Source organism: Croceibacterium atlanticum (assembly GCF_001008165.2).
GTDB classification, from domain to species: domain Bacteria; phylum Pseudomonadota; class Alphaproteobacteria; order Sphingomonadales; family Sphingomonadaceae; genus Croceibacterium_C; species Croceibacterium_C atlanticum.
Window position 1 is genome coordinate 1,331,703 of record NZ_CP011452.2, and the last position, 20,380, is coordinate 1,352,082.

The window sequence follows — 20,380 nt, forward strand, 5'->3', positions numbered from 1 at the left end:
CCTTGTACTGCCCGGCGGGGGCGGCCGCTTTACGCCTTGGCGGGAGCGGGCCCGATGTGATTGTCGGACGTGTGATGGTCCTCGATCACGGGCAGCGTTTCGAACTGGTGGAACGGCGGCGGGCTCGACAGCGACCATTCCAGCGTCGTCGCACCTTCACCCCAGTAGTTCGGAGCGGCCTTCTTGCCGGCCGTGAAGGCGTAGATCATGTTGACGAAGAAGATCACGATCGAGACAGCCATGATCTCGTAGCCGATCGTCGCGATCTCGTTCCAGTACTGGTAGGCCGGGGTATAGTCCGGATAGCGGCGCGGCATACCGTTCATCCCGAGGAAGTGCATCGGGAAGAAGATCAGGTTCACGCCCACGAAGAACACCCAGAACTGAATGTGCGACAGCAGTTCGGAATGCATCCGGCCGCTCATCTTCGGGAACCAGTAGTAGAAGCCGGCGAACAGGGCGAACACCGCACCGAGCGACAGCACATAGTGGAAGTGCGCCACCACGTAATAGGTGTCGTGCAGGTTGTCGTCCACGCCGCCATTGGCGAGCACGACGCCCGTCACGCCGCCAACCGTGAAGAGGAAGATGAAGCCAAGCGCCCAGACCAGCGGCGACTTGAATTCCATCGAACCACCCCACATCGTGGCGATCCAGCTGAAGATCTTGATGCCGGTGGGCACCGCGATGACCATGGTTGCGGCCGTGAAATACATCTTTGTGTTCACGTCCAGGCCGACCGTATACATGTGGTGCGCCCACACGATGAAGCCGACCACGCCGATCGCGACCATGGCGTAGGCCATGCCGAGATAACCGAAGACCGGCTTGCGCGAGAAGGTCGAGACGATCTGGCTGATGATGCCGAAGCCCGGCAGGATCATGATGTACACTTCAGGGTGCCCGAAGAACCAGAACAGGTGCTGATACAGGATCGGGTCACCGCCGCCGGCCGGATCGAAGAAGGTCGTGCCGAAATTGCGGTCCGTCAGCAGCATGGTGATTGCAGCCGCCAGAACCGGCAGAGCGAGCAGGAGCAGGAACGCCGTCACCAGGATCGACCAGACGAACAGCGGCATCTTGTGAAGGGTCATGCCCGGCGCGCGCATGTTGAAGATCGTGGTGATGAAGTTGATCGCGCCCATGATGGAGGATGCACCGGCAAGGTGCAGCGCGAAGATGGCGAAGTCCACGGCCGGACCGGCGGAGCCGGAAGTCGAAAGCGGCGCGTAGACCGTCCAGCCAGTACCGGCACCCATGCCTGTACCGCCCGGAGCGAAGGTCGAAGCCATCAGGCTGCAGAAACCTGCAACAGTCAGCCAGAACGACACATTGTTCATGCGCGGGAAGGCCATATCCGGCGCGCCGATCATGATCGGAACGAACCAGTTGCCGAAGCCGCCGATCATCGCCGGCATGACAAGGAAGAAGACCATGATCATGCCGTGAGCGGTGATCAGGACGTTCCAGAGATGGAGCTGCTGGTCGAAATCGACCTCGCCGCCATTCAGCCACATCGCCACCGTGCCCAGCAGCTGGATGCCCGGTTCGCGCAATTCTTCGCGCATGATGCCCGAAATCGCGCCACCGATCACACCCGCGAAGATCGCGAAGATCAGGTAGAGCGTACCGATATCCTTGTGGTTCGTTGACATGAACCAGCGAGCGAAGAAGCCCGGCTTGTGATCGGCATCGTGATGATGCTCGTCAGTATGGGCCTGAAAGGTGTCGGCGGTGGTAGCCATTTTATGCGTTACCCTACTTCTATCGTGTTCGCGGCGGTTCAGACTTCGGTTTCCGGCGTGGCCAGCTCGGGCTCTTCACCCGCAGCCGGAGCACCCTCGATCGCGGAATCCGGCGCAATCAGCGGGGCAGAGGTCGATTCGGCACCGCCCTCGCCCCCGACGGTTCCGCCCTGCGAGCGGATCCAGGCTTCGAATTGCGGACGCGGAACCGCTTCCACGGCAATCGGCATGAAGCCATGGCGCGCGCCGCACAGTTCCGAGCACTGGCCGTAATAGATGCCCGGCTCTTCAACGTAGAACTCACGTTCGTTCAGGCGGCCCGGCACAGCGTCCAGCTTGAACCAGAGGCTCGGCACGGCGAAGGAGTGAATCACATCGGCACCGATGGTCTGCAGGCGGATCGGTTCACCCACGGGGACAACCATGCGGTTATCCACGGCCAGCTGCGGCGGCAGACCCTTATCGATCGCCTCGTCTTCCGGCATCATGTTCGAAATCACTTCGAACCCGCCATTATCGGGATAGGTGTAACCCCAATACCACTGATACCCGGTCACCTTGATCGTCAGCGCATCCTTGGGCGCGCTCTGATACTGGCGGGAGATCAGCGTGATCGACGGGACAGCGATCACCACCAGGATAAGCACCGGCAGGCCCGTCCACAGCACTTCGATGAGAGTGTTGTGACTCGTCTTGGAAGGAACCGGATTCGCGCGGCGGTTGTAACGCGCGACAACGACCAGCAGCAAAATCAGCACCAGCAGGGAAATCGCCGCAATCAGCGGCAGCAGAACAGCGTCATGCATCCAAAGGGCATATTCGCCATTGGGCGAATATTGCTTCTGGAAGGTCAGGGCGCCCGGTTCCGGCTGACCCTTGATCATGTCTGGGCCGAGCGGCGTGTAGGCCGCATCAGCCGATTCCGCAGAGGCGGCAGATTCGGCCACTGCATCCGCACCAGCTTCCGCCGGCGCTTCCTGCGCGAAAGCCGCCTGCGGCATCGCCAGCATCGCGAATATCGCAAGGATGAACGAGAAGATATGCATCCGCTTGCGGGCGTGATCGCCGATTTTCATCGTTTCTAACGCTTTCCGTTCTTATGTTTGGGGCGCCCCCGCGGGCCCGGAAGGCCCGGGAAGGGCCCTGATTGGCCGCGCCTATACGCCCGCTTGCCGCATGCCTCAAGCGCTTCTAGGGAGAAATTTCGACAGGCAAGTGACGCAGGCGCTCCGCCGCGGCTCGCAGGCAGGGTGTTGTGAAAGGCTTTCCCCCGAGATGACAGAAGAAGAGGTTCTCACCGAATTCCGCGCAAGCGGCGCCTTGCTGGAAGGGCATTTCAAACTTTCTTCCGGCCGCCACAGCGCACATTATCTGCAATGCGCATTGGTTCTGATGAATGCGGAACGCGCCGGCCGTCTGGCCCGCGCCCTGGTGCAGACCCTGCCGCGCGACTTGCGCAATTCCATCGACAAGGTGGTATCCCCGGCGATGGGCGGCCTTATAATAGGGCACGAAGTCGGCCGTGCGCTCGACAAGGATGCGATCTTCCTTGAACGGCCCAACGGCACTTTCGAACTGCGCCGCGGGTTCACCCTGAAGGAAGGCGAAAAAGTGCTGATGGTGGAAGATGTGGTGACCACCGGCCTTTCCAGCCGTGAGGCAATCACCGCCGTGCACGATGCCGGCGCCAGGGTCGTAGCCGAAGCCGCGCTGGTCGATCGGTCCGCGGGCGAGGCGCAGCTGGGCGTGCCCTTCTATCCGCTCGTATCGCTCAATTTCCCGACCTATGCGGAAGACGAGCTTCCGCCTGAACTGGCCGAAAAACCGCTCGAAAAGCCGGGGAGCCGCAAGAAGTGAGCCTTGCGCCGCCCCGGAAATTGCGGCTCGGCGTGAATATCGATCACGTCGCGACCATCAGGAATGCGCGCGGCGGCGATCATCCCGATCCCGTGCGCGCGGCTGAAATCGTGGCATCGGTTGGTGGCGACGGAATCACGGCCCATCTGCGGGAGGACCGGCGCCATATTCGCGATGCCGACCTGAAGCGAATCCAGGACGCCACCGATCTGCCGCTCAACCTGGAAATGGCGGCGACAGACGAAATGCTCGAGATCGCCCTCGCCCATCGTCCGCACGCGGCCTGCATCGTGCCGGAAAAGCGCGAGGAAGTGACGACGGAAGGCGGGCTGGACGCGGCGGGTATGCACAACCGCCTGCAACCTTTCGTCTCGCGCCTGCTGGATGCCGGAATACGGGTCAGCCTGTTCATCGCGCCGGAGGAACGCCAGCTGGAGGCCGCCATGCGGCTGGGCGCGCCGGTGGTCGAATTCCATACCGGCGAATATGCCCATGCAGATGGCGAGGAACTGGCCGTTCAGCTCAAGCGTGTAGCGGATATGTCCGCCCTCGCCGCCAAGAACGGGATCGAACCACATGCGGGCCACGGCCTGACATATGAGAATGTGCAGCCGATTGCCGCGATTCCGCAATTGGCGGAACTCAATATCGGCCATTACCTCGTCGGGGAGGCCGTATTTGTCGGCCTGGAAGCGGCGGTAAGGCGAATGCGCGATCTGATGGATGCCGCCCGGTGATCATCGGCCTGGGATCCGATCTCTGTAATATAGAGCGCATCCAGGCTTCGCTGGAACGCTGGGGCGAAAAGTTCGAGCGGCGCTGCTTCACGGAAATCGAGCAGGCGAAGGCGCAGAAGCGCGTGCTGACCCGCGCCGGCACTTATGCCAAGAGATTCGCCGCCAAGGAGGCTTTTTCGAAAGCGGTCGGCACGGGTTTCAAACGCGGCGTCTTTCACAAGGATATCGGCGTGGTAAACGCCCCCTCGGGCGCCCCGACGCTGCATCTGACGGGGGGCGCCGCCTTGCGCCTTGCGGAACTCATGCCCGAAGGCCATGAGGCGCTCATACATCTTACCCTGACAGACGATCACCCTTGGGCGCAGGCCTTCGTCGTTATCGAGGCCCGGCCCTTATGAGCTCGCAAGGCGGCAGTTCTTCCATGACCGACAAGGCGGACGCCAGGACCGACGCGAAGAAGAAGGTCAACTGGATCGCGGAAATCCGCGGTCTGGCGCTGATGCTCCTCGCCGTGCTGGCCTTTCACACCTTCATCGCCAAGCCGTTCTATATTCCCAGCGCCAGCATGGTCCCGAACCTGCTGGTCGGCGACCGGCTGATCGTGACCAAATACCCTTATGGCTGGAGCTGGGTTTCGGCATCCTTCCACGTGCTGCCGCGCGACGATTGGCGCCTGGCACCGTCCACGCCGGAATATGGCGATATCGTCATCGCCGTTCCGCCGGACAGGGCGGAGGATTACATCAAGCGCGTCGTCGCCCTGCCCGGAGACCGAATCGCCATGGTGAACGGCCAGCTGATCCTGAACGGTGAAGCCGTGCCGCAGGAAGTGATGCCGCCCGTGCAGATCCCCGTTTCCGACCAGCAGATGTGCGACGGCCGCCCCTGCCTTTCCGCCTTCGAGGAATATCGCCGAAGGCTGGCCGACGGCACGGAAATTTACGAACCGCCGACCTATCGGGAAACACTGCCCAACGGTGCGAGTTATGTGATCATCGACCACATGAACAATCCGAAGGACAATTTTGCCGAGATGACCGTGCCGGAGGACAGCGTCTTCCTGATGGGGGACAATCGCGATCATTCGGCTGACAGCCGATTCCCCGCCGCACCTTATGGAAACGGCCTGGGTGGCCCGGTGCCAATGGCCAATATCGGCGGCCGCGCCGAATTCATCACCTTCTCACTCGACGGAAGCACGAGCTGGAATCCGATGAGCTGGATCGGGGCGCTGCGCGGATCGCGCGCGTGGCAGAGCCTGCGCCCAACTCTGCGCGATAGCGGGAACCAAGATGGCGGCGAGTGACGAATCCTTCGCTGACGGGGACCGTGACGATCGCGCCAGCCCGACAAGCATAAGCAGCCCGCGCCTTCGCCACGAAGCGAAGAAAGCGGCAATCTGGGTTCTTGTTGTCGGCACCGCCGTGCTGACTGTCTATATCTCGCAATCGTTGCTGGTCATCTTCGGCGGGCTGGTCTTCGCCTCCATGGTCGATGGCGGGGCCCGGCTTCTGGGCCGGATCCTGCCCCTGCCGCGCGGCGTGCGAATCGGCATCGTGCTGCTGTTGGGAACCGCCTTTCTGGTCTGGCTGGGATTCTTCGCCGGTTCGCAGATCTCGCGCGAGGCGGCACAATTCCCCGAAATTATCGAGGCCCAGACGATCCGCGTGACCAACTGGCTGGATAATCAGGGCTTCGCGATAAGTCCGGACAATATGCAGCAGGTCGCCAGCCAGCTGGCCAGCGGGGTCGGCACGGTGACGCGCGCGATCGGCGGCATTGTCGGCGGTGTCACCACCCTGTTCCTGATTGTGATCATCGGCATTTATGTCGCGCTGGAACCGCGCCTTTACGAACGCGGGCTTGCCTGGATGATGCCGCCCACCCGGCGCAGCCATTTCTACGGCACGGTTTCGAAAATGGCCTATACCATGCGGCGGCTGATGGCCGGGCGCATCGTCGGCATGGTTTTCGAAGGCATTTTCACCTGGCTGATGCTGTGGGCCTATGGCGTGCCCATGGCAGCCCTGCTCGGCATTCTGACCGGGCTGCTGGCCTTCATCCCGAATGTCGGGGCCGTGATTTCAGGTATCCTGATGGTCCTGGTCGGGTTTTCCGGCGGCGTGGACATGGGGCTCTACACGGTCTTCGTCTATTTCCTCGTCCAGACTTTCGATGGCTATATCGTTATCCCGCTGATCGCGAAGAAAACGGTCGATCTGGCCCCTGCCCTCGTGCTCGGCGCGCAGCTGATCATGGGTATATTATTCGGCATTATCGGCCTGTTCCTGGCCGACCCGCTGATGGCGATGATCAAGGTCGCGCTGGAACGGCGGTCCGAAAGCAACGATAAATATAATCATCATGAGGATGCAGAATCCGATGGCGCGTAAATTTCTCTACGCCTTCGCCTTCCTGATCCTGCTCGTCATCGCGGCCATGTTCGCCCTGCGCCTGTGGCCGAATCAGCTATCGCGCATCGCACTGGTGCCGACTGCCGATTTCGTGGAGCAGGATGCGCTGGCCGCCAATGCATACCAGGATCCGGACATGTGGTTCTCCCGCCCTGGCATCGCGCCGGGCAAGGATCCTGCCCGTTGGCAACCGGCCGTAGCAGCCCCGGCGAGCGAAGCATCCCCCGTTGCGGATGGCGCGGATGGCGAAATGCCGGCTGAAGCCCCGGATTTTGCGGTCTTTTTCGTCCATCCGACCAGCTATCTTGAGCGCAGCCGGTGGAACGCCCCGCTGGATGACGAGGAATCGCAGAAGCGTGCCTGGACAATGCTGCGCGGCATGGCCAGCCCGTTCAACACGGCGAGCGAGATCTGGGCGCCGCGTTATCGCCAGGCAACCTTCGGCGCTTTCCTGACCGATTCGGAAGAGGCGAAGCAGGCAGTCGCCGCCGCTTATCGCGACGTGGATCAGGCCTTCACCTATTTCCTCGAATCCGTCGGGCCGGACACGCCGATCGTTCTGGCGGGCCACAGCCAGGGCGCGCTGCATGTCCTGGAATTGCTGCGCAAACGCATCGCCGGAACCGATCTGCAGCAGCGCGTGGCGATGGTTTATCCGATTGGCTGGCCGATTTCGATCGCACATGATTTGCCGGCCCTGGGCATCCCTGCCTGCGCGACACCGGATCAGAGCGGCTGCATCGTCACCTGGTCAAGCTTCGCCGAACCGGCCGATCCTTCGGGTACGCTGGAATTGTACCGTTCCACCGCAGGATATGACGGGGAAACGCGCGGCGATGGGCCGATCGTTTGCGTCGATCCGATCGGCGGGACGATCAATGGCTCCTCCCCCGCTTCGCGCAATCTCGGCACTCTCGTACCCGATAACGGGATGACCACCGCCGAACTCGTCCCCGCCGCCGTTCCGGCCCGTTGTGATGAAAACGGCATATTGCTGATCGGCGATCCGCCCGAGCTCGGGCCGGACGTGCTGCCGGGCAATAATTACCACGTCTATGACATCCCGCTGTTCTGGAAGAATTTGCAGCAGGACGTCACACGCCGGGTCGGGGCATGGACGCAAAACCGCTGATCACGGAAGAGGCCGCCGCCTTTCGCGATGCGCTGCCCGATGGCGGCGTATTGCTCGGCCTCGACCTCGGGACCAAGACCATCGGCACCGCCTTTTGCGACGCCGGGTGGCGATTCGCCACGGCCGCCAAGACCTTGCCCAAGGGCAAGTTCTCGCGCGACAAGGCGGTGATCGAAGGGCTGAACGCACAGCGCGGGGTCAAGGGCATCGTCATCGGCCTGCCGCTGAACATGGATGGCAGCGCCGGGCCGCGCGTGCAGGCATCACGCGCCTTCGCCCGCAATCTGGCGGTGCTGGGACTGCCGATCCTGCTGTGGGATGAACGCTGGTCCACCCAGAGCGCGGAACGCGACATGATCGCCATGGATATGAGCCGCGCCAAGCGCGAGGAACGAATCGATTCGCACGCCGCGGCCATCATCCTGCAGGGCGCGATCGACCGATTGGCCGGCGGTATTCTCTGACCTGAAACCTGCGCGCTAATCCGCCGCGCGAATTGTAACCACCAGCCCGCCCGGCAGCACGCCATCATAGGGCAGGCAGTGGCGCTGCGCATCGGCCCGTGCGCGATTGAGTATCGCATCGGGCACACCGGCTTCATACAGAACGCAATCCGCACTGCCCAGCAGGCGGGACTGGCGCAGCGTAAGATCTTCCGGATCGGCGCTGTGCAGGGCGAATTCGTACCGCCCCGTGCCTTCCCCCTGCCCCGGATTTTCCAGCCAATCCGCCAGCCGGTCCGCGCTCGCCCCGTCCAGCGGATCGAGCGGGCCACCCTGCGTCAGCGCAGCGTCCAGCGCCTGCCGCCGCTCGCTCGCCCCGGGCCAGCGAGAGCGCAAAAGCGCCCGCGCATCCTGCAACCCGCTCGCCAGCGTGCCGAGCCTGGCAGGCAGAAGCCCTTCTAGTCGCAGGCGCAATTGTTTGGCAAGCCCGGCCGAAGCTCCCGAAGTGCCGATGGCGATCAGCACCGGATCGCGTTCCAGAATGCTGGGCGTGGTGAAATCGCATAATTCCGGCCGGTCCACGACATTGACCAGCACACCGGCCTGTTTCAACCGCTGCGCATCAGCCTCGCAGGCTGCGCCATCTTCATGCGCGACAAAGGCCAGCCGCGCACCGCACGTCAGCCCTTGTTCCAGATCGCTCACCACAACTGCGCCGGCACGTTCCACCAGGCGCCGCTTCGGTTCCGCCATCGCGCCCTCCCCCAGCACGATCACCGGCTGGCCGGCAATGCGGTGGAAGAGCGGCAGCGATCGCATCAGCTCAGCCAGTCGGGCACGCGTTCCGCGGCATAGATGTCTTCCGGCAGGATGCGGTCGGCCACGGTGGCATAGACATCGCCATCGACCATCACCTCTGCCACGAAACCGCGACTGTTATAGCTGGAAGCCATCGTCGCCCCATAGGCCCCGGCGGTGCGGAACACGGCGAGATCGCCGGCCTCCATCGTGTCGATCTCGCGCCCCATGGCGAATGTGTCGCCGGTTTCGCAGATCGGGCCGACGATATTGGCCGTCATCTTTCCGCCGCGCGGCTTCACCGCGTCAAAATCGTGCCACGATCCGTAAAGGGCCGGCCGCGCCAGATCGTTCATCGCCGCGTCCACGATCACGAAAGGCGGCCCGTTTGAACTGCGCTTCACCCGGATCACCCGGGTCAGCAGGATACCCGCATTTCCGGCGATCACGCGGCCGGGTTCGAACATCAGCGTGACATCCCAATCCTTCGTCACGCGGGCGATCATCGCGCCATATTCCGCCGGGCTGGGCATGATTTCGCCCGCCTTGTAGGGCACGCCCAATCCGCCGCCCAGATCGACATGGGTGACGGTGAGCCCCTGCCCGCGCAGATCGGAAACCAGCGAACCGACCTTCTCGAAAGCGCGTTCCATCGGTTCCAGATCGGAAAGCTGGCTGCCGATATGAACCGCGACACCGCGCATATCGAGACCCGGCATGGCGGCAAGCCGGGCGTAAATGCCGGGCGCCCGGTCAATCGGCACGCCGAACTTGTTTTCCGCCTTGCCGGTGGAAATCTTTTCATGCGTCCCGGCATCGACATCCGGATTGACGCGCAGCGCGCAAGACGCGGTGAGTCCCTTGGCCGCGGCGATTGCCGCCAGTTCCACGCCTTCTTCTTCGGATTCGATATTGAACTGGCCGATGCCGGCTTCCAGCCCTTGCGCCAGTTCCCGCGCATTCTTGCCGACGCCGGAGAACACCACGTCCTGTGCCGGCATGCCCGCCGCCAGGGCCCGCGCCATTTCGCCGCCGGAAACGACATCGGCGCCAAAACCTTCCCGCTGCATCACTTTCAGCACGGCCAGATTGGGGTTTGCCTTAACCGCGAAGGCGCAATGCACGCGCGGCAAAACCGATAATCCTTCGCGGAAAACGCGGGCATGGCGTTCCAGCGTGGCGCGGGAATAGACATAGACCGGCGTGCCGACTTCTTCTGCAATCCGCGCGAGCGGTACGTTTTCGGCGTAAAGTTCGCCGTTCTTCAGTTCAAAATGATCCATCTGTGTCAGCCTTCAGGCGGGAGATCGAAAGGATCGTCCTCGCGTTCCTCGGACCGGCTGCGCAATTCCACGCTGCGCACGGGCGCGGCCTGAGGGTCTGGTTCAAGTAATTGGCGGGGGGTCAGCGGATCCGCCTGGCCATAGGGGGCCGTGGGCAGGTCCTGCCCTTCGGCAGGCCGCAAATCGCGTTTCTGGCCGCAGGCGCCAAGCGCGAGGAAAACAGCCAGCGCAAGCGGAATACTGCGCGTCATCCATCCATCTCCAGCTCGCCACGCGCCGCGGCCACGCGTTTTCGCACCTGTTCCGGCGCGGTGCCGCCATGGCTGGCCCGCGCGGCAACCGAAGCTTCGACGGAGAGCGCCTTGTACACACCCTCGCCCACGCGGGGATCAATCGCCTGCAATTCATCCAGGCTGAGAGCTTCCAGGGCAACACCCTTGTTTTCCGCCAGTTTTACGGCAGCGCCAGTGATATGATGCGCCTCACGGAAGGGGATATTCGCTTCCCGCACCAGCCAGTCCGCCAGATCGGTCGCCGTGGCATAGCCAAGCTGGGCGGCCTGCAACATGCGATCCGTGCGGAACGTGGCATCGGCCACCATGCCCGTCATCGCGGCGATGGACAGGCTGAGCAGATTCGCCGCTTCGAAGACGGGCGGCTTGTCGTCCTGCATATCCTTGGAATAAGCGAGCGGCAGGCCCTTCATCGTTACCAGCAAAGCGGTGGCGCAGCCGACGATCCGCCCGGCATGGCCGCGCACCAGTTCCGCCGCATCGGGATTCTTCTTCTGCGGCATGATCGAACTGCCGGTGCTGAGCGTATCGGGCATCCGCACGAAGCCAAATGGCTGGCTGGCCCAGATCACGAACTCTTCCGCCAGGCGCGACAGATGCACCGAACATTGCGCGGCGGCCTGCAGGTAATCCAGCGCGAAATCGCGGTCCGACACGGCATCCAGGCTGTTATCCGTCGGCCGGTCAAATCCCAGTGCCTGCGCAGTCATTTCGCGGTCGATCGGAAAACCCGTGCCGGCCAGCGCGGCGCTGCCCAGCGGGCTTTCATTCATGCGCGCCCGCGCATCGCGGAACCGCGAACGGTCACGGCGGATCATCTCGTAATAAGCCATCAGATGATGGCCCAGTGTCACCGGCTGCGCGGTTTGCAGGTGGGTGAAACCGGGCATGATCGCATCCGCATGTTCGCCCGCGCGAGTCACCAGTGCCTTCTGCAGCGCCTCCAGCCCGGCATCGGCCTGGTCCATCGCATCGCGGACCCAGAGGCGGAAATCGGTGGCCACCTGATCGTTGCGGCTGCGCGCCGTGTGCAACCGGCCGGCAACCGGGCCGATCAGTTCGGCCAGCCGGCTCTCCGTGGTCATGTGGATGTCTTCAAGATCCCAGTCTTCGGGCACGCCGTCCACCTCATATTCGGCGGCTACCTTGTCCAGCCCGGCGTCGATCGTCTTCGCATCCTCGGCACTGACAATGCCGCAGGCACCCAGCATGGCGACATGCGCCTTGCTCGCGGCGATATCCTGCCGCCACAATGCCTTGTCGAACGGGATCGACGCGTTAATTTCGCGCATGATGGCGCTCGGCCCTTCGGCAAAGCGCCCACCCCACATCTGGTTGGAGCCTGTCATGCCCCGTTCGCTTTCATTGCTGCTCACTTGCGCTTGTGCCCTTTCATTGGCGGCTTGCGATAGGGAAAGCGCCCAACCCGCGCAACCACAGGAAAGCGCAGCATCACCCGCAGGCGATGTATTGACCGGAACGATCGATCGCAGCTTCGCCGGCGAGACGATCCCGGCCGTTACCGTAACCGATCCGGCCGGCACCACACTCGCCCTTGACCAGACGGGCGGCAAGGCGGTCCTCCTCAATCTCTGGGCTACATGGTGCGCGCCCTGCATAGAGGAAATGCCCCTGCTGGACGAACTGGCCGGAGATCTGGGCGAAGATGTGCGCGTCCTGACGGTGAGCGAGGATCTGAAAGGCGCAGAGGCGGTCGAACCGTTCTTCGAACAGCGCGGCTTTGCCAACCTTCCCAGATGGATGGACCCGGACAACGACCTCGCCATCGAATTCGGCGGCGGTGCCGTGCTGCCCCTGACCGTGCTCTATGACGCACAAGGCAAGGAAATCTGGCGCGTAGTCGGCGCCTATGACTGGTCCGGCGAAGAAGCCCGTGCGGAAATAGAGGCGGCGTTGGCGGGGGCTGGATAGGAGCTGGCGGCTGCAGTTTCTCTTGTCGAGAATCGGAATGCCGACTTGATGCAGAATGGTGGGCGGTGACGGGTTCGAACCGCCGACCCTCTCGGTGTAAACGAGATGCTCTACCAGCTGAGCTAACCGCCCCAATCGTCGTGTAGCTGCGCGCCCTTAGCGAAAGGTTCGGGCGAGCGCTAGACCAGTTCTGCCGACCTGACCCCGGTTTCCGCAAAATAACCGGCCATGGCTTCCGCCGCCTGGTCCGTCAGCGCGATGAAGGCGCGGCGGCGGTCGGCCGGATCTTCCACCCGTTTCAGCAGGCCCGCCGAAGTCATCTGCCCGATCCAGCGCAGTGCGGTGGTGGGCGGAACACCGCTGGCAATGCAGAGCGAGGTCACCGAAACACGGGCATGTTCCGCCCGGGCGGCTGTCAGATCCAGCAATATGTCCCAGGCCGGATCGGCGAACAGATCACCATCGAAGAACTTGGCCCGCAACTGGCGATGGCGGATGATTTCCCGCACCAGTCTGGGCTCTGGCAGTTCCAGCCTTGCCGAACGGACGAGCCGGTCGCCATGCGCCGTTTCCCCATGATAGCCATTGCCCGGGCTTTCGAGACGGAAGGCGGAGCCGCCATGAGCCTTGCGGTCGGCATGGAGTTTCTCCAGCCGTTCCGCAATGCGCCCCACCTGTTCCGTCAGGCGCAACAGGGTAAGCCGATCTTCCTCGTTCAGTTCGCGCAGGCGCAGATTGGGGCGCAATGCCAGCACCCGGCCCAGTGCAATCACCCGTTCCGAACGCGACGGATCGACCAAAATCTGCGGATTTGACTGGTCACAGCAACCGAACACATCATCCAGCGCATCAACCGAAGTCGATATCACCAGATGGGCCCCGGAATGCGCGGCCCGCATGTCCAGCCGGCTGAGCGCGGCAAGACTGGCCGCGTCGAGAGACGGGCAATCGAGGAAAATCACTTCCCCCAGCGAACGCGGCTTTCCCGCAAGCAATTCCGCAACGGGGCCACATTCACGCACATGCAGGCCCGCGGCGCCGATATCTTCGCGCAATTCCTCCCGCAGATGCGGCCGGTCCGCGAAGATCGATACCGTCATGGAGAGGCCGCCAGCATCATGAACCTGCCCATAGGCAAAATCGCTGCAATTTTCCGGCCCCGACATGATCAACTCCTGATTCGTTCTCGCAAACAAAATGAGAACAAATAAGGATCAGGTCAAGATCGTAAGGTGGCAATCCATGCACGCAATCAGGCAGGGCCACCGCGCGGGGCGCCGCTGGATCAGGATTGGAGGGAATGGTCTTCGGGGAGGCGGGGCCGGGAGACTTGGGGGGGCCGGGTTCGACCCCGCCTCGTTCGAAGACTCGGGTACCGACAACATTGCATGGACCGTGCCACAATGCGCGAATGCCGGATCGCCGCACGAGACAATGGTTTCCACCATTTTAACACTTCTTAATTTTGTCAAGAATTCCGACACAGAAGCGGATTTGGCCGGTCTTCGCTGGCCCTGCCCTGCGCCCTCCCCTATTGCGATAATCAAGGTCGCAACAATGCCGGAGAGGATTCATGGCCGCGAACAACACCGTCACGCTCTACGATCTCCAGCTCGCCAGCGGTGCGACGATCAGCCCCTTTGTCTGGGCGACGAAGCTGGCCATCGCGCATAAGGGGCTGGATATGGAGATCGTCCCCGGCGGGTTCACCGGGATCGAGGAGCGGACAGGCGGGAAGACGCAACGCCTGCCGGCCATCGTGGATGACGGGGAATGGATCCTGGATAGCTGGACCATCGCCGAATATCTGGATGAAAAATATCCCGACAGGCCCACGCTGATCGGCGATCCCGGGATCCGCCCCAGCGCGCAGATGAACGAAGCCTGGTTGTGGCAGACCGCAGTCGGCCCCTGGATGACCTGTTATCTGGTCGCCTATCGCGATCGCTCCGTGCCGGAAGATCACGAATATGTGACCGCCACGCGTGAAACCATGTTCGGCGGCCGCAAGCTGGAAGATATCATCGTCGGGCGTGAGGATCGCCTGCCCAGGATTTCCGCCGATCTGGAACTGATGCGCGGCGTATTGCGCGAGAACAAATGGTTCGGCGGAGACAGCCCGAACTATGCCGATCATCGGATGCTGGCCTGTTTCCTGTGGCTTGCTTCCGTTTGCGATACGCCCGCCCTGGCGGAGGATGATCCGCTGCGTGACTGGATCGACCGCGGGTTCGACCTTTACGGCGGGATCGGCCGGCACCCCGGCTTGTCGAATATTTTCGGCCTGAAGCAACGCGCAGGCGATCCGGACCTTTTCAACCGCAATCCAATGGCCAACGGCCTGACCAGCCGCAACACGGGCGTGAAAAGCACGGCCGGCGAAACCGCACGCATGAAGGGCCAGAAGGCCGGGGCCTGAGCGCATCGGCAAATCCGCCAAAATGGAGATCGGGGACCGACAATGTTCATCGCAATGAACCGCTTCCGCATTGCCAAAGGCAGCGAAGAGGAATTCGAGCGTATCTGGCGCGAACGCGATACGCATCTGTCAGGCGTCCCCGGCTTCCGCGATTTCCGGCTGCTGCGCGGGCCGGAGCGGGAAGATCACACGCTTTATGCCACGCACACGATGTGGGAGACGCAACAGGCTTTCCACGACTGGACGAAGTCGGAGGCATTCCGCGCCGCGCACCGCAATGCCGGCGGCGGGAACAAGGCGCTCTATCTCGGCCCGCCGGAATTCGAGGGGTTTGAAACTGTAGTCGAGATCTAGGTCGCCTCTTCAAGCTCGACCCGAAGCCATAGGGTTCGGCAAGGCCGCCCTGCGGCGCCTGAAAGCTGATCAAGAAATGGCGCGCCTGGCAGGACTCGAACCTGCAACTCCAAGCTTAGAAGGCTCGTGCTCTATCCAGTTGAACTACAGGCGCGTGCTGATCGCCATTAACGCCATGGGCGCGCGCGGCAAGTCCGGCGGGCCAAGAATACTCAGCCTACGCCGGAAAACCTACTCCGCAGAAGTGAGCTTGCGGCGGCGGCGCATGAACGCCAGGCCCGCCAGGCCAAGGCCGAGAAGGCCAAGCATCCCCGGTTCCGGAATTGGCGTGCCGCCAGAGCTTCCGCCCGGAGTATCCGGATAGTCGGGCGGATAATACCCGCCGGAATATGTGCCGACATGCATCTCGCCATATTGGCCGAGACTGCCGAAAACCGCCGAACCCTGGATGTAGTTATAGGTCGTGGCCGATGCCTTGGGGGCAAGGACAGAACCGCCCCATGCCGTGCTGGCCGTCAGCCTTTCCGCTTCCGGAAAATTCCAGATGACGTTTTCGCCGAGATTGTTGGTACCGCCCAGGAAATTATCATCCAGCTTGATATTCTTGCCGCTGACATTGATGATCGCGGTATCGGCACCGTTCAGATTGAATTCGATTTCGCCAATGGAATTCAGATCGCTGGCGGCGATGTTGAACACCGCCGTCCCGTCTGCATCGGGCTGCGCATTGAACATGCCGCGATTGCCGGATTTGACGAAATCGCTGTTCGCCGCCTGCATGCTGAGATCGTAGGACAGGTTCTGCGTGCTGGTGCGGATGAAGCTTCCCTGCTGCTGCAGATCCTGGATGAATTGCGGATCGCTGCCGGCAAGGCCGGAATTGACCGTATTGGCGTTCACATTGGTGTTGCTAATGGACCCGCCCACCAGCACGGTCTGCGGATTGCCGTTGAGATTGAACCCGCTATCGACATTGCCGCCGATCACCGCGCCCGCGCCATTATTGAGGTTCTTGACCCCGCCAGTGACGTTGCCGACCACGGTCAGGCCAGCCTGGCCATTGGCCGAAGCCGGGATGGCGGCGATATTGTAGTTGGAGGAATTGCCGGTCAGATTCCCGCCGACAAAGGTGCGGCCTTCCACTTCCGAACTGGAATCGAGATCGCCCAGAACCACGAGATTCCATTCGCGCAGAATATCGATTCCGGCCGGAGTTTCGCCCACGGCCGGGCTGGCGCCAAACAGCGCGGCGGAGGCAGAAATGGCTGCCAGTATATGCGTGCGGCGCAAACCCATCTGTCTGTCTTTATCGGCTTGAAGTTAACAAATCGCAGATCGCCGCATGGGCAAAAATTACAAGGATGTCAGTTACCGCCGTCTCCGGATGGAACACTTGCCTCTGTCCATGAGGCAATCGCCGCTTTTCCGGCCCGGACGGAAGAGATAGCTTCCCTTGCATGGAAGCAGACACGGTCAGGATAGACGGCAAGGCGGGCGGCAAACGGGCCTTCCGCTATTTCGATTATGTCATGGCCGCCTTCGTCGCGATCCTTCTGCTGTCCAACGTGCTGGGCGCGGGCAAGGTCGCGGAAGTGGATTTGCCATTTGTGGGGCTCTGGCCTTTTGGCGCGGGGGTGCTGTTCTTCCCGATCTCCTACGTATTGGGGGACGTGCTGACGGAAGTGTATGGCTATGCCCATGCCCGCCGCTGCATCTGGGCAGGCTTTGTCGCCTTGTTGTTCATGGCCTTCATGTCATGGGTGGTGGTGGCGCTGCCCCCGGCGGCGAACTGGGGCAACCAGGCCGCTTACGAAGCGATTTTCGGCCAGGTGCCCCGCATCGTCTTCGCTTCCATCGCCGCCTTCTGGGCGGGGGAATTCGTGAATTCCTATGTCCTTGCCAGGATGAAGATCTGGACGAAAGGCAAGGCGCTGTGGACCCGCACGATCGGTTCCACGATCGTGGGCCAGGGCGTGGACAGCGCGCTGTTCTACCCGCTGGCCTTTCTCTACGCCGATGGCTGGACAACGCAGCTGGTCATCACCGTGGCGCTGACCCAATGGGCGCTGAAGACCGGGTGGGAGGCGTTGCTGACGCCGGTCACTTATGCGGTTGTGGGATTTCTGAAGCGGCGCGAAGGGGTCGAAGTTTTCGACACGGGCACCGATTTTTCGCCCTTTGCGCGGGGCGGCAATGCGGCGGATGGCGCAATCGCGCCGTGACGGATCAATCCGCCAGCAGCGCGATCACGAAATATATCAGGATGAAGCTTCCGAAGCCGATCAGCGTGCCTGCCACGAAGATCAGACGGACGATCATCGGATCGATATTGAAGTAATTGGCCAGGCCGGAGCAGACGCCGAGAAATTTGCCATTCGGTTTGTCGAGGCGGAATTTCCCCGGCGGTCCGCCGGCTGGCTTCCGGTCAAGCTGGCTCATGCAAGAACTCCTGCAAAACTGTGGACCTGCGGCGCCGTGGCGAAGCTGCTGACCAGCAGCGAAGCGGTGATGGCAATGGCACCGAAAGCGGCAAGTGCCCTGGAAGCGAATTCAGTCATTTCAATTTTCCCTGTATATCTGTTTTGCGGCGGTTTGTCCGCCCCGGATCAGGCGACTACGCCGACGACGGCCTGGAACTGCGGAGCGGTTGCGAAGCTGCTGACCAGGAGCGTGGCGGTGATGGCGAAGGCGCCGACAATTGCGAAAGCCTTCGAAGCGAACTGCGAATAAACGGTCATTTTAAGTCCCCTTGTGGTTTGTCTTGGCGGCTAATCCGCCGATGCCGGATACTTTGCACAAGCCGTGCCAGTTTGAAGAAACCGCAGATTTCCGCCATTCCTGAACGCGGCATGAAAAAGCGGATCAGCCCGCTCCGCTCAGTATTGGGATTTTTCACCAACTATCGGCAGGCGGGATTTCGGATGGTCTGATCGGGACGTTTGCCCTAGTCCTGCGCGCGCTCATGGCGTTCGACCGGATCACTCTTTCCCATTTTCGCAATCATGCCGCGAGCGCGCTCGACGGCACGGCCCATTTCAACCTGCTGGTGGGCGAAAACGGGGCGGGAAAGACCAATGTTCTGGAAGCCTTGTCGCTCTTTGCACCGGGCCGCGGATTGCGCCGCGCCTCGCTCGCGGAAATTGCCGGGGCCAGCGGGCCGGGCAATTTCGCGGTCAGCGCCCTGCTCTCCCCCGGCGATGGCGGCGATCCGGTGAAACTGGGCACGGGCACCCAGCCCCACCGCCCCGGACGCCGGATCGTGCAGGTGAACGGCGCCGATGCCAGCGCCGTCAGCCTGGGCGAATGGCTGGCCATGGGCTGGCTGACCCCCGCGATGGACCGGCTGTTTGCCGACAGCGCCGGGGCAAGGCGGCGATATATGGACCGGCTGGCCGTGGCGATCGAGCCTGGCCATGCCCGCCACGCCACACGCTATGAACAGGCCCTGCGCGAAAGGAACCGCCTGTTATCGGGCGAGGATGAGCCGGATCGCCGCTGGCTGGATTCGATAGAGGCGCAACTGGCTGAAACCGGATCGGCGCTGGCGCAAGGCCGCGCCCGTCTTGTCGCCCGTCTGACCGATGAACTGGCTCGTCTGCCCGATCAGCCCTTCGCCCGCCCGGCCCTGACCTATGCGGCCGGCGGCCCGGTGGATGAGGCGGAACTGGCCGGGGAATTGCAGCGCCAGCGCCGCCGCGAACGCGCCGCCCAGCGCACCCTGGTCGGCCCGCATCGGGACGAGCTGGACGTGACCATGGCCGGGAAGAACGCCCCCGCCGCCAGCTGCTCCACGGGCGAGCAGAAGGCCATGCTGATCGCCATCACGCTGGCCCATTCGTCCCTGTCCGCCGCCGGCCGCCCCGGCCTGCTGCTGCTGGACGAAGTGGCCGCCCATCTCGACCCGATCCGCCGCGCTGCCCTGTTCGAGCGCCTGCGCGGCGGCGCCTCGCAAATCTGGCTGACCGGCACCGAACGCGCACCCTTCGCGGAGATTGAGGGCGAGGCGGCCATCTGGCACGTGGCTGGGGGGATGGTGGAGCGGGTTGGGTAACGGTCCGGACTCGCTCGCCCGGAGCCGGTCGAAGGGCGCGTGCCCTGCGCGCATCCTTCGACAGGCTCAGGATGAGCGATCTTCGACAGGCTCAGGATGAGCGGGCTTCGACAGGCTCGGGATGAGCGAACTTCGAGAGGTTCGGGATGAGCAGCTTCCTGAGGCCAGCAGGGGCGCTGAAACAGCCTGCGTCCTGAACGCTTACTCCTCGTCCTCCTCCGGCAACGCCTCCGCCACGTCGTCCGCGGTTGCGGCCACCAGCGCTTCGATCCCCTCGGCCGTCGGGTGGATGCGGTCCTGCTGGATCAGCTCGGGCTTGTCGTAAACTGCTTCGAGGAAGAAGGGCACCAGCTCCACATCGTATTGCTCGGCAAGCTCCGGATAGATCGCATCGAAATCACCGACAAAACCATCGCCCAGATTGGGCGGCGCGCGCATCCCCATCAGCAGGACGGGAATGTTCCGCTGCTTCAATATCTCCAGAATGCCCGCCAGATTCTCCCGCGTTTCCGCGGGGGAGATGCCGCGCAGCAAATCATTGCCGCCCAGTTCGACAATGGCGAGATCGGGCGTCTCGCTCTCATTATCCAGCACGAATTCGATCCGGCCCAGCCCGGCGGCAGTGGTATCGCCCGATACGCCCGCATTGCTGATTTCGGCATTGATGCCGCGTGCCCGCAGTGCATTCTGCAACATGGCGGGATAGCTCCGTTCCAGCCCCACCCCGTAACCGGCGAAAAGGCTGTCCCCGAAGGCGAGGATATGAAGCTGCGGTCCCATCACCGGCAGCGCTTCTGCTTCCTGCTGCTGATCGGCTGCGGGCTCAGGATCGGGCGCATCGCCCCCACATGCGGCACATGCCAGCGCCATGAGGATGATCGACCAATTCCCTGCGCGCATCTGCTATCCTCCTTGCCCGTTC

General features: G+C 62.7%; 24 protein-coding genes and 2 tRNA genes. 12 read left to right on the top strand and 14 right to left on the bottom strand.

Annotation, left to right across the window (positions count from 1 at the left end; all coding sequences use genetic code 11):
* Positions 1–29: 29 nt before the first annotated feature.
* A complete protein-coding gene (ctaD, locus tag WYH_RS06315) occupies positions 30–1,745 on the bottom strand; it encodes a cytochrome c oxidase subunit I (protein WP_046903166.1) in 1,716 nt (571 codons plus the stop codon).
* A 38-nt stretch (positions 1,746–1,783) separates the two neighbouring features.
* On the bottom strand, positions 1,784–2,821 hold the full coding sequence (coxB, locus tag WYH_RS06320; protein ID WP_046903167.1) for a cytochrome c oxidase subunit II: 1,038 nt from the start codon (positions 2,819–2,821) through the stop codon (positions 1,784–1,786).
* 199 nt (positions 2,822–3,020) lie between these two features.
* Between coxB and pyrE the strand changes: the two genes are divergently transcribed.
* Genes pyrE through ruvX form a run of 7 tightly spaced genes read left to right on the top strand, consistent with a single transcriptional unit; the run spans position 3,021 to position 8,349 of the window.
* Positions 3,021–3,602 (top strand): orotate phosphoribosyltransferase, encoded by a 582-nt coding sequence (pyrE, locus tag WYH_RS06325; protein WP_046903168.1) that lies wholly within the window; start codon positions 3,021–3,023, stop codon positions 3,600–3,602.
* Positions 3,599–4,339 carry a pyridoxine 5'-phosphate synthase gene (locus WYH_RS06330; RefSeq protein WP_046903169.1) on the top strand — a complete coding sequence of 247 codons (741 nt, stop codon included), beginning with the start codon at positions 3,599–3,601 and terminating at the stop codon, positions 4,337–4,339. The genes pyrE and WYH_RS06330 overlap by 4 nt, the downstream gene beginning before the upstream one ends.
* On the top strand, positions 4,336–4,737 hold the full coding sequence (gene acpS / locus WYH_RS06335; RefSeq protein ID WP_046903170.1) for a holo-ACP synthase: 402 nt from the start codon (positions 4,336–4,338) through the stop codon (positions 4,735–4,737). The genes WYH_RS06330 and acpS overlap by 4 nt, the downstream gene beginning before the upstream one ends.
* 23 nt (positions 4,738–4,760) lie before the next feature.
* Positions 4,761–5,645 carry a signal peptidase I gene (lepB, locus tag WYH_RS06340; protein ID WP_235979053.1) on the top strand — a complete coding sequence of 295 codons (885 nt, stop codon included), beginning with the start codon at positions 4,761–4,763 and terminating at the stop codon, positions 5,643–5,645.
* Positions 5,632–6,732, top strand: coding sequence for an AI-2E family transporter (locus WYH_RS06345; protein ID WP_046903172.1), 1,101 nt, complete (start codon positions 5,632–5,634; stop codon positions 6,730–6,732). Before lepB ends, WYH_RS06345 begins: the two co-directional genes overlap by 14 nt.
* Complete coding sequence (locus tag WYH_RS06350; RefSeq protein WP_046904879.1) at positions 6,722–7,885, top strand: DUF3089 domain-containing protein; 1,164 nt, start codon at positions 6,722–6,724, stop codon at positions 7,883–7,885. Before WYH_RS06345 ends, WYH_RS06350 begins: the two co-directional genes overlap by 11 nt.
* Positions 7,867–8,349, top strand: coding sequence for a Holliday junction resolvase RuvX (gene ruvX / locus WYH_RS06355; protein ID WP_046903173.1), 483 nt, complete (start codon positions 7,867–7,869; stop codon positions 8,347–8,349). Before WYH_RS06350 ends, ruvX begins: the two co-directional genes overlap by 19 nt.
* Positions 8,350–8,364: 15 nt before the next feature.
* Here ruvX and WYH_RS06360 read toward each other — a convergent pair whose 3' ends face one another.
* From WYH_RS06360 to argH, 4 genes are read right to left on the bottom strand one after another with little or no spacing between them, the layout of a single operon-like run.
* Positions 8,365–9,147, bottom strand: coding sequence for a precorrin-2 dehydrogenase/sirohydrochlorin ferrochelatase family protein (locus tag WYH_RS06360; RefSeq protein WP_046903174.1), 783 nt, complete (start codon positions 9,145–9,147; stop codon positions 8,365–8,367).
* Positions 9,147–10,409: a diaminopimelate decarboxylase gene (gene lysA / locus WYH_RS06365; protein ID WP_046903175.1), complete on the bottom strand. Its 1,263-nt coding sequence runs from the start codon at positions 10,407–10,409 to the stop codon at positions 9,147–9,149. The genes WYH_RS06360 and lysA overlap by 1 nt, the downstream gene beginning before the upstream one ends.
* A gap of 5 nt (positions 10,410–10,414) precedes the next feature.
* Positions 10,415–10,660, bottom strand: coding sequence for a hypothetical protein (locus WYH_RS06370; RefSeq protein WP_046903176.1), 246 nt, complete (start codon positions 10,658–10,660; stop codon positions 10,415–10,417).
* The gene (gene argH / locus WYH_RS06375) at positions 10,657–12,033 is read right to left on the bottom strand and encodes an argininosuccinate lyase (RefSeq protein WP_046904880.1); all 1,377 of its coding nucleotides are present in this window, start codon (positions 12,031–12,033) and stop codon (positions 10,657–10,659) included. Before argH ends, WYH_RS06370 begins: the two co-directional genes overlap by 4 nt.
* A gap of 139 nt (positions 12,034–12,172) precedes the next feature.
* Between argH and WYH_RS06380 the strand changes: the two genes are divergently transcribed.
* Positions 12,173–12,634 carry a TlpA family protein disulfide reductase gene (locus WYH_RS06380; protein WP_328700703.1) on the top strand — a complete coding sequence of 154 codons (462 nt, stop codon included), beginning with the start codon at positions 12,173–12,175 and terminating at the stop codon, positions 12,632–12,634.
* A 56-nt stretch (positions 12,635–12,690) separates the two neighbouring features.
* Here the strand turns inward: WYH_RS06380 and WYH_RS06385 are convergent.
* Positions 12,691–12,766, bottom strand: a tRNA-Val gene (locus tag WYH_RS06385).
* 47 nt (positions 12,767–12,813) lie between these two features.
* Positions 12,814–13,800 carry a winged helix DNA-binding protein gene (locus WYH_RS06390; RefSeq protein ID WP_046903178.1) on the bottom strand — a complete coding sequence of 329 codons (987 nt, stop codon included), beginning with the start codon at positions 13,798–13,800 and terminating at the stop codon, positions 12,814–12,816.
* A 407-nt stretch (positions 13,801–14,207) separates the two neighbouring features.
* Between WYH_RS06390 and WYH_RS06395 the strand changes: the two genes are divergently transcribed.
* The gene (locus WYH_RS06395; protein ID WP_046903179.1) at positions 14,208–15,053 is read left to right on the top strand and encodes a beta-etherase; all 846 of its coding nucleotides are present in this window, start codon (positions 14,208–14,210) and stop codon (positions 15,051–15,053) included.
* Positions 15,054–15,095: 42 nt separating this feature from the next.
* On the top strand, positions 15,096–15,407 hold the full coding sequence (gene hmuQ / locus WYH_RS06400) for a heme-degrading protein HmuQ (RefSeq protein ID WP_046903180.1): 312 nt from the start codon (positions 15,096–15,098) through the stop codon (positions 15,405–15,407).
* A 77-nt stretch (positions 15,408–15,484) separates the two neighbouring features.
* Here hmuQ and WYH_RS06405 read toward each other — a convergent pair.
* Both WYH_RS06405 and WYH_RS06410 read right to left on the bottom strand, forming a co-directional pair.
* A tRNA-Arg gene (locus tag WYH_RS06405) sits at positions 15,485–15,561 on the bottom strand.
* Between the two features lie 77 nt (positions 15,562–15,638).
* Positions 15,639–16,703 (bottom strand): choice-of-anchor A family protein, encoded by a 1,065-nt coding sequence (locus WYH_RS06410; RefSeq protein WP_179945434.1) that lies wholly within the window; start codon positions 16,701–16,703, stop codon positions 15,639–15,641.
* A gap of 161 nt (positions 16,704–16,864) precedes the next feature.
* Between WYH_RS06410 and WYH_RS06415 the strand changes: the two genes are divergently transcribed.
* Positions 16,865–17,629 (top strand): queuosine precursor transporter, encoded by a 765-nt coding sequence (locus WYH_RS06415; protein WP_046903181.1) that lies wholly within the window; start codon positions 16,865–16,867, stop codon positions 17,627–17,629.
* A gap of 4 nt (positions 17,630–17,633) precedes the next feature.
* Here WYH_RS06415 and WYH_RS06420 read toward each other — a convergent pair whose 3' ends face one another.
* The 3 genes from WYH_RS06420 to WYH_RS17275 are packed head-to-tail and all read right to left on the bottom strand — an operon-like array spanning position 17,634 to position 18,145.
* Complete coding sequence (locus WYH_RS06420) at positions 17,634–17,846, bottom strand: PspC domain-containing protein (protein ID WP_046903182.1); 213 nt, start codon at positions 17,844–17,846, stop codon at positions 17,634–17,636.
* Positions 17,843–17,965, bottom strand: coding sequence for a hypothetical protein (locus WYH_RS17270; protein ID WP_268908321.1), 123 nt, complete (start codon positions 17,963–17,965; stop codon positions 17,843–17,845). The genes WYH_RS06420 and WYH_RS17270 overlap by 4 nt, the downstream gene beginning before the upstream one ends.
* A 48-nt stretch (positions 17,966–18,013) precedes the next feature.
* Complete coding sequence (locus WYH_RS17275) at positions 18,014–18,145, bottom strand: hypothetical protein (protein ID WP_268908322.1); 132 nt, start codon at positions 18,143–18,145, stop codon at positions 18,014–18,016.
* A 224-nt stretch (positions 18,146–18,369) separates the two neighbouring features.
* Here WYH_RS17275 and recF point away from each other — a divergent pair, with 224 nt between their 5' ends.
* Positions 18,370–19,458, top strand: coding sequence for a DNA replication/repair protein RecF (gene recF, locus WYH_RS06425; protein WP_046903183.1), 1,089 nt, complete (start codon positions 18,370–18,372; stop codon positions 19,456–19,458).
* Between the two features lie 201 nt (positions 19,459–19,659).
* On the opposite strand, the gene WYH_RS06430 is transcribed toward recF, so the two are convergent.
* Positions 19,660–20,358, bottom strand: a complete 699-nt coding sequence (locus tag WYH_RS06430; protein WP_046903184.1) for an arylesterase — start codon at positions 20,356–20,358, stop codon at positions 19,660–19,662.
* Positions 20,359–20,380: the final 22 nt, after the last annotated feature.

Excerpts from the sequence above, each read along its gene's own strand:
- WYH_RS17270 (WP_268908321.1), bottom strand. The coding sequence starts at position 17,965 with ATGACTGAATTCGCTTCCAGGGCACTTGCCGCTTTCGGTGCCATTGCC.
- WYH_RS06345 (WP_046903172.1), top strand. The coding sequence starts at position 5,632 with ATGGCGGCGAGTGACGAATCCTTCGCTGACGGGGACCGTGACGATCGC.
- lepB (WP_235979053.1), top strand. The coding sequence starts at position 4,761 with ATGACCGACAAGGCGGACGCCAGGACCGACGCGAAGAAGAAGGTCAAC.
- ruvX (WP_046903173.1), top strand. The coding sequence starts at position 7,867 with ATGGACGCAAAACCGCTGATCACGGAAGAGGCCGCCGCCTTTCGCGAT.
- hmuQ (WP_046903180.1), top strand. The coding sequence starts at position 15,096 with ATGTTCATCGCAATGAACCGCTTCCGCATTGCCAAAGGCAGCGAAGAG.
- WYH_RS06395 (WP_046903179.1), top strand. The coding sequence starts at position 14,208 with ATGGCCGCGAACAACACCGTCACGCTCTACGATCTCCAGCTCGCCAGC.
- WYH_RS06430 (WP_046903184.1), bottom strand. The coding sequence starts at position 20,358 with ATGCGCGCAGGGAATTGGTCGATCATCCTCATGGCGCTGGCATGTGCC.
- argH (WP_046904880.1), bottom strand. The coding sequence starts at position 12,033 with ATGTGGGGTGGGCGCTTTGCCGAAGGGCCGAGCGCCATCATGCGCGAA.
- coxB (WP_046903167.1), bottom strand. The coding sequence starts at position 2,821 with ATGAAAATCGGCGATCACGCCCGCAAGCGGATGCATATCTTCTCGTTC.
- WYH_RS06410 (WP_179945434.1), bottom strand. The coding sequence starts at position 16,703 with ATGGGTTTGCGCCGCACGCATATACTGGCAGCCATTTCTGCCTCCGCC.
- WYH_RS06420 (WP_046903182.1), bottom strand. The coding sequence starts at position 17,846 with ATGAGCCAGCTTGACCGGAAGCCAGCCGGCGGACCGCCGGGGAAATTC.
- WYH_RS06415 (WP_046903181.1), top strand. The coding sequence starts at position 16,865 with ATGGAAGCAGACACGGTCAGGATAGACGGCAAGGCGGGCGGCAAACGG.
- ctaD (WP_046903166.1), bottom strand. The coding sequence starts at position 1,745 with ATGGCTACCACCGCCGACACCTTTCAGGCCCATACTGACGAGCATCAT.
- WYH_RS06390 (WP_046903178.1), bottom strand. The coding sequence starts at position 13,800 with ATGTCGGGGCCGGAAAATTGCAGCGATTTTGCCTATGGGCAGGTTCAT.
- recF (WP_046903183.1), top strand. The coding sequence starts at position 18,370 with ATGGCGTTCGACCGGATCACTCTTTCCCATTTTCGCAATCATGCCGCG.
- WYH_RS06370 (WP_046903176.1), bottom strand. The coding sequence starts at position 10,660 with ATGACGCGCAGTATTCCGCTTGCGCTGGCTGTTTTCCTCGCGCTTGGC.
- lysA (WP_046903175.1), bottom strand. The coding sequence starts at position 10,409 with ATGGATCATTTTGAACTGAAGAACGGCGAACTTTACGCCGAAAACGTA.
- WYH_RS06350 (WP_046904879.1), top strand. The coding sequence starts at position 6,722 with ATGGCGCGTAAATTTCTCTACGCCTTCGCCTTCCTGATCCTGCTCGTC.
- pyrE (WP_046903168.1), top strand. The coding sequence starts at position 3,021 with ATGACAGAAGAAGAGGTTCTCACCGAATTCCGCGCAAGCGGCGCCTTG.
- WYH_RS06360 (WP_046903174.1), bottom strand. The coding sequence starts at position 9,147 with ATGCGATCGCTGCCGCTCTTCCACCGCATTGCCGGCCAGCCGGTGATC.
- WYH_RS17275 (WP_268908322.1), bottom strand. The coding sequence starts at position 18,145 with ATGACCGTTTATTCGCAGTTCGCTTCGAAGGCTTTCGCAATTGTCGGC.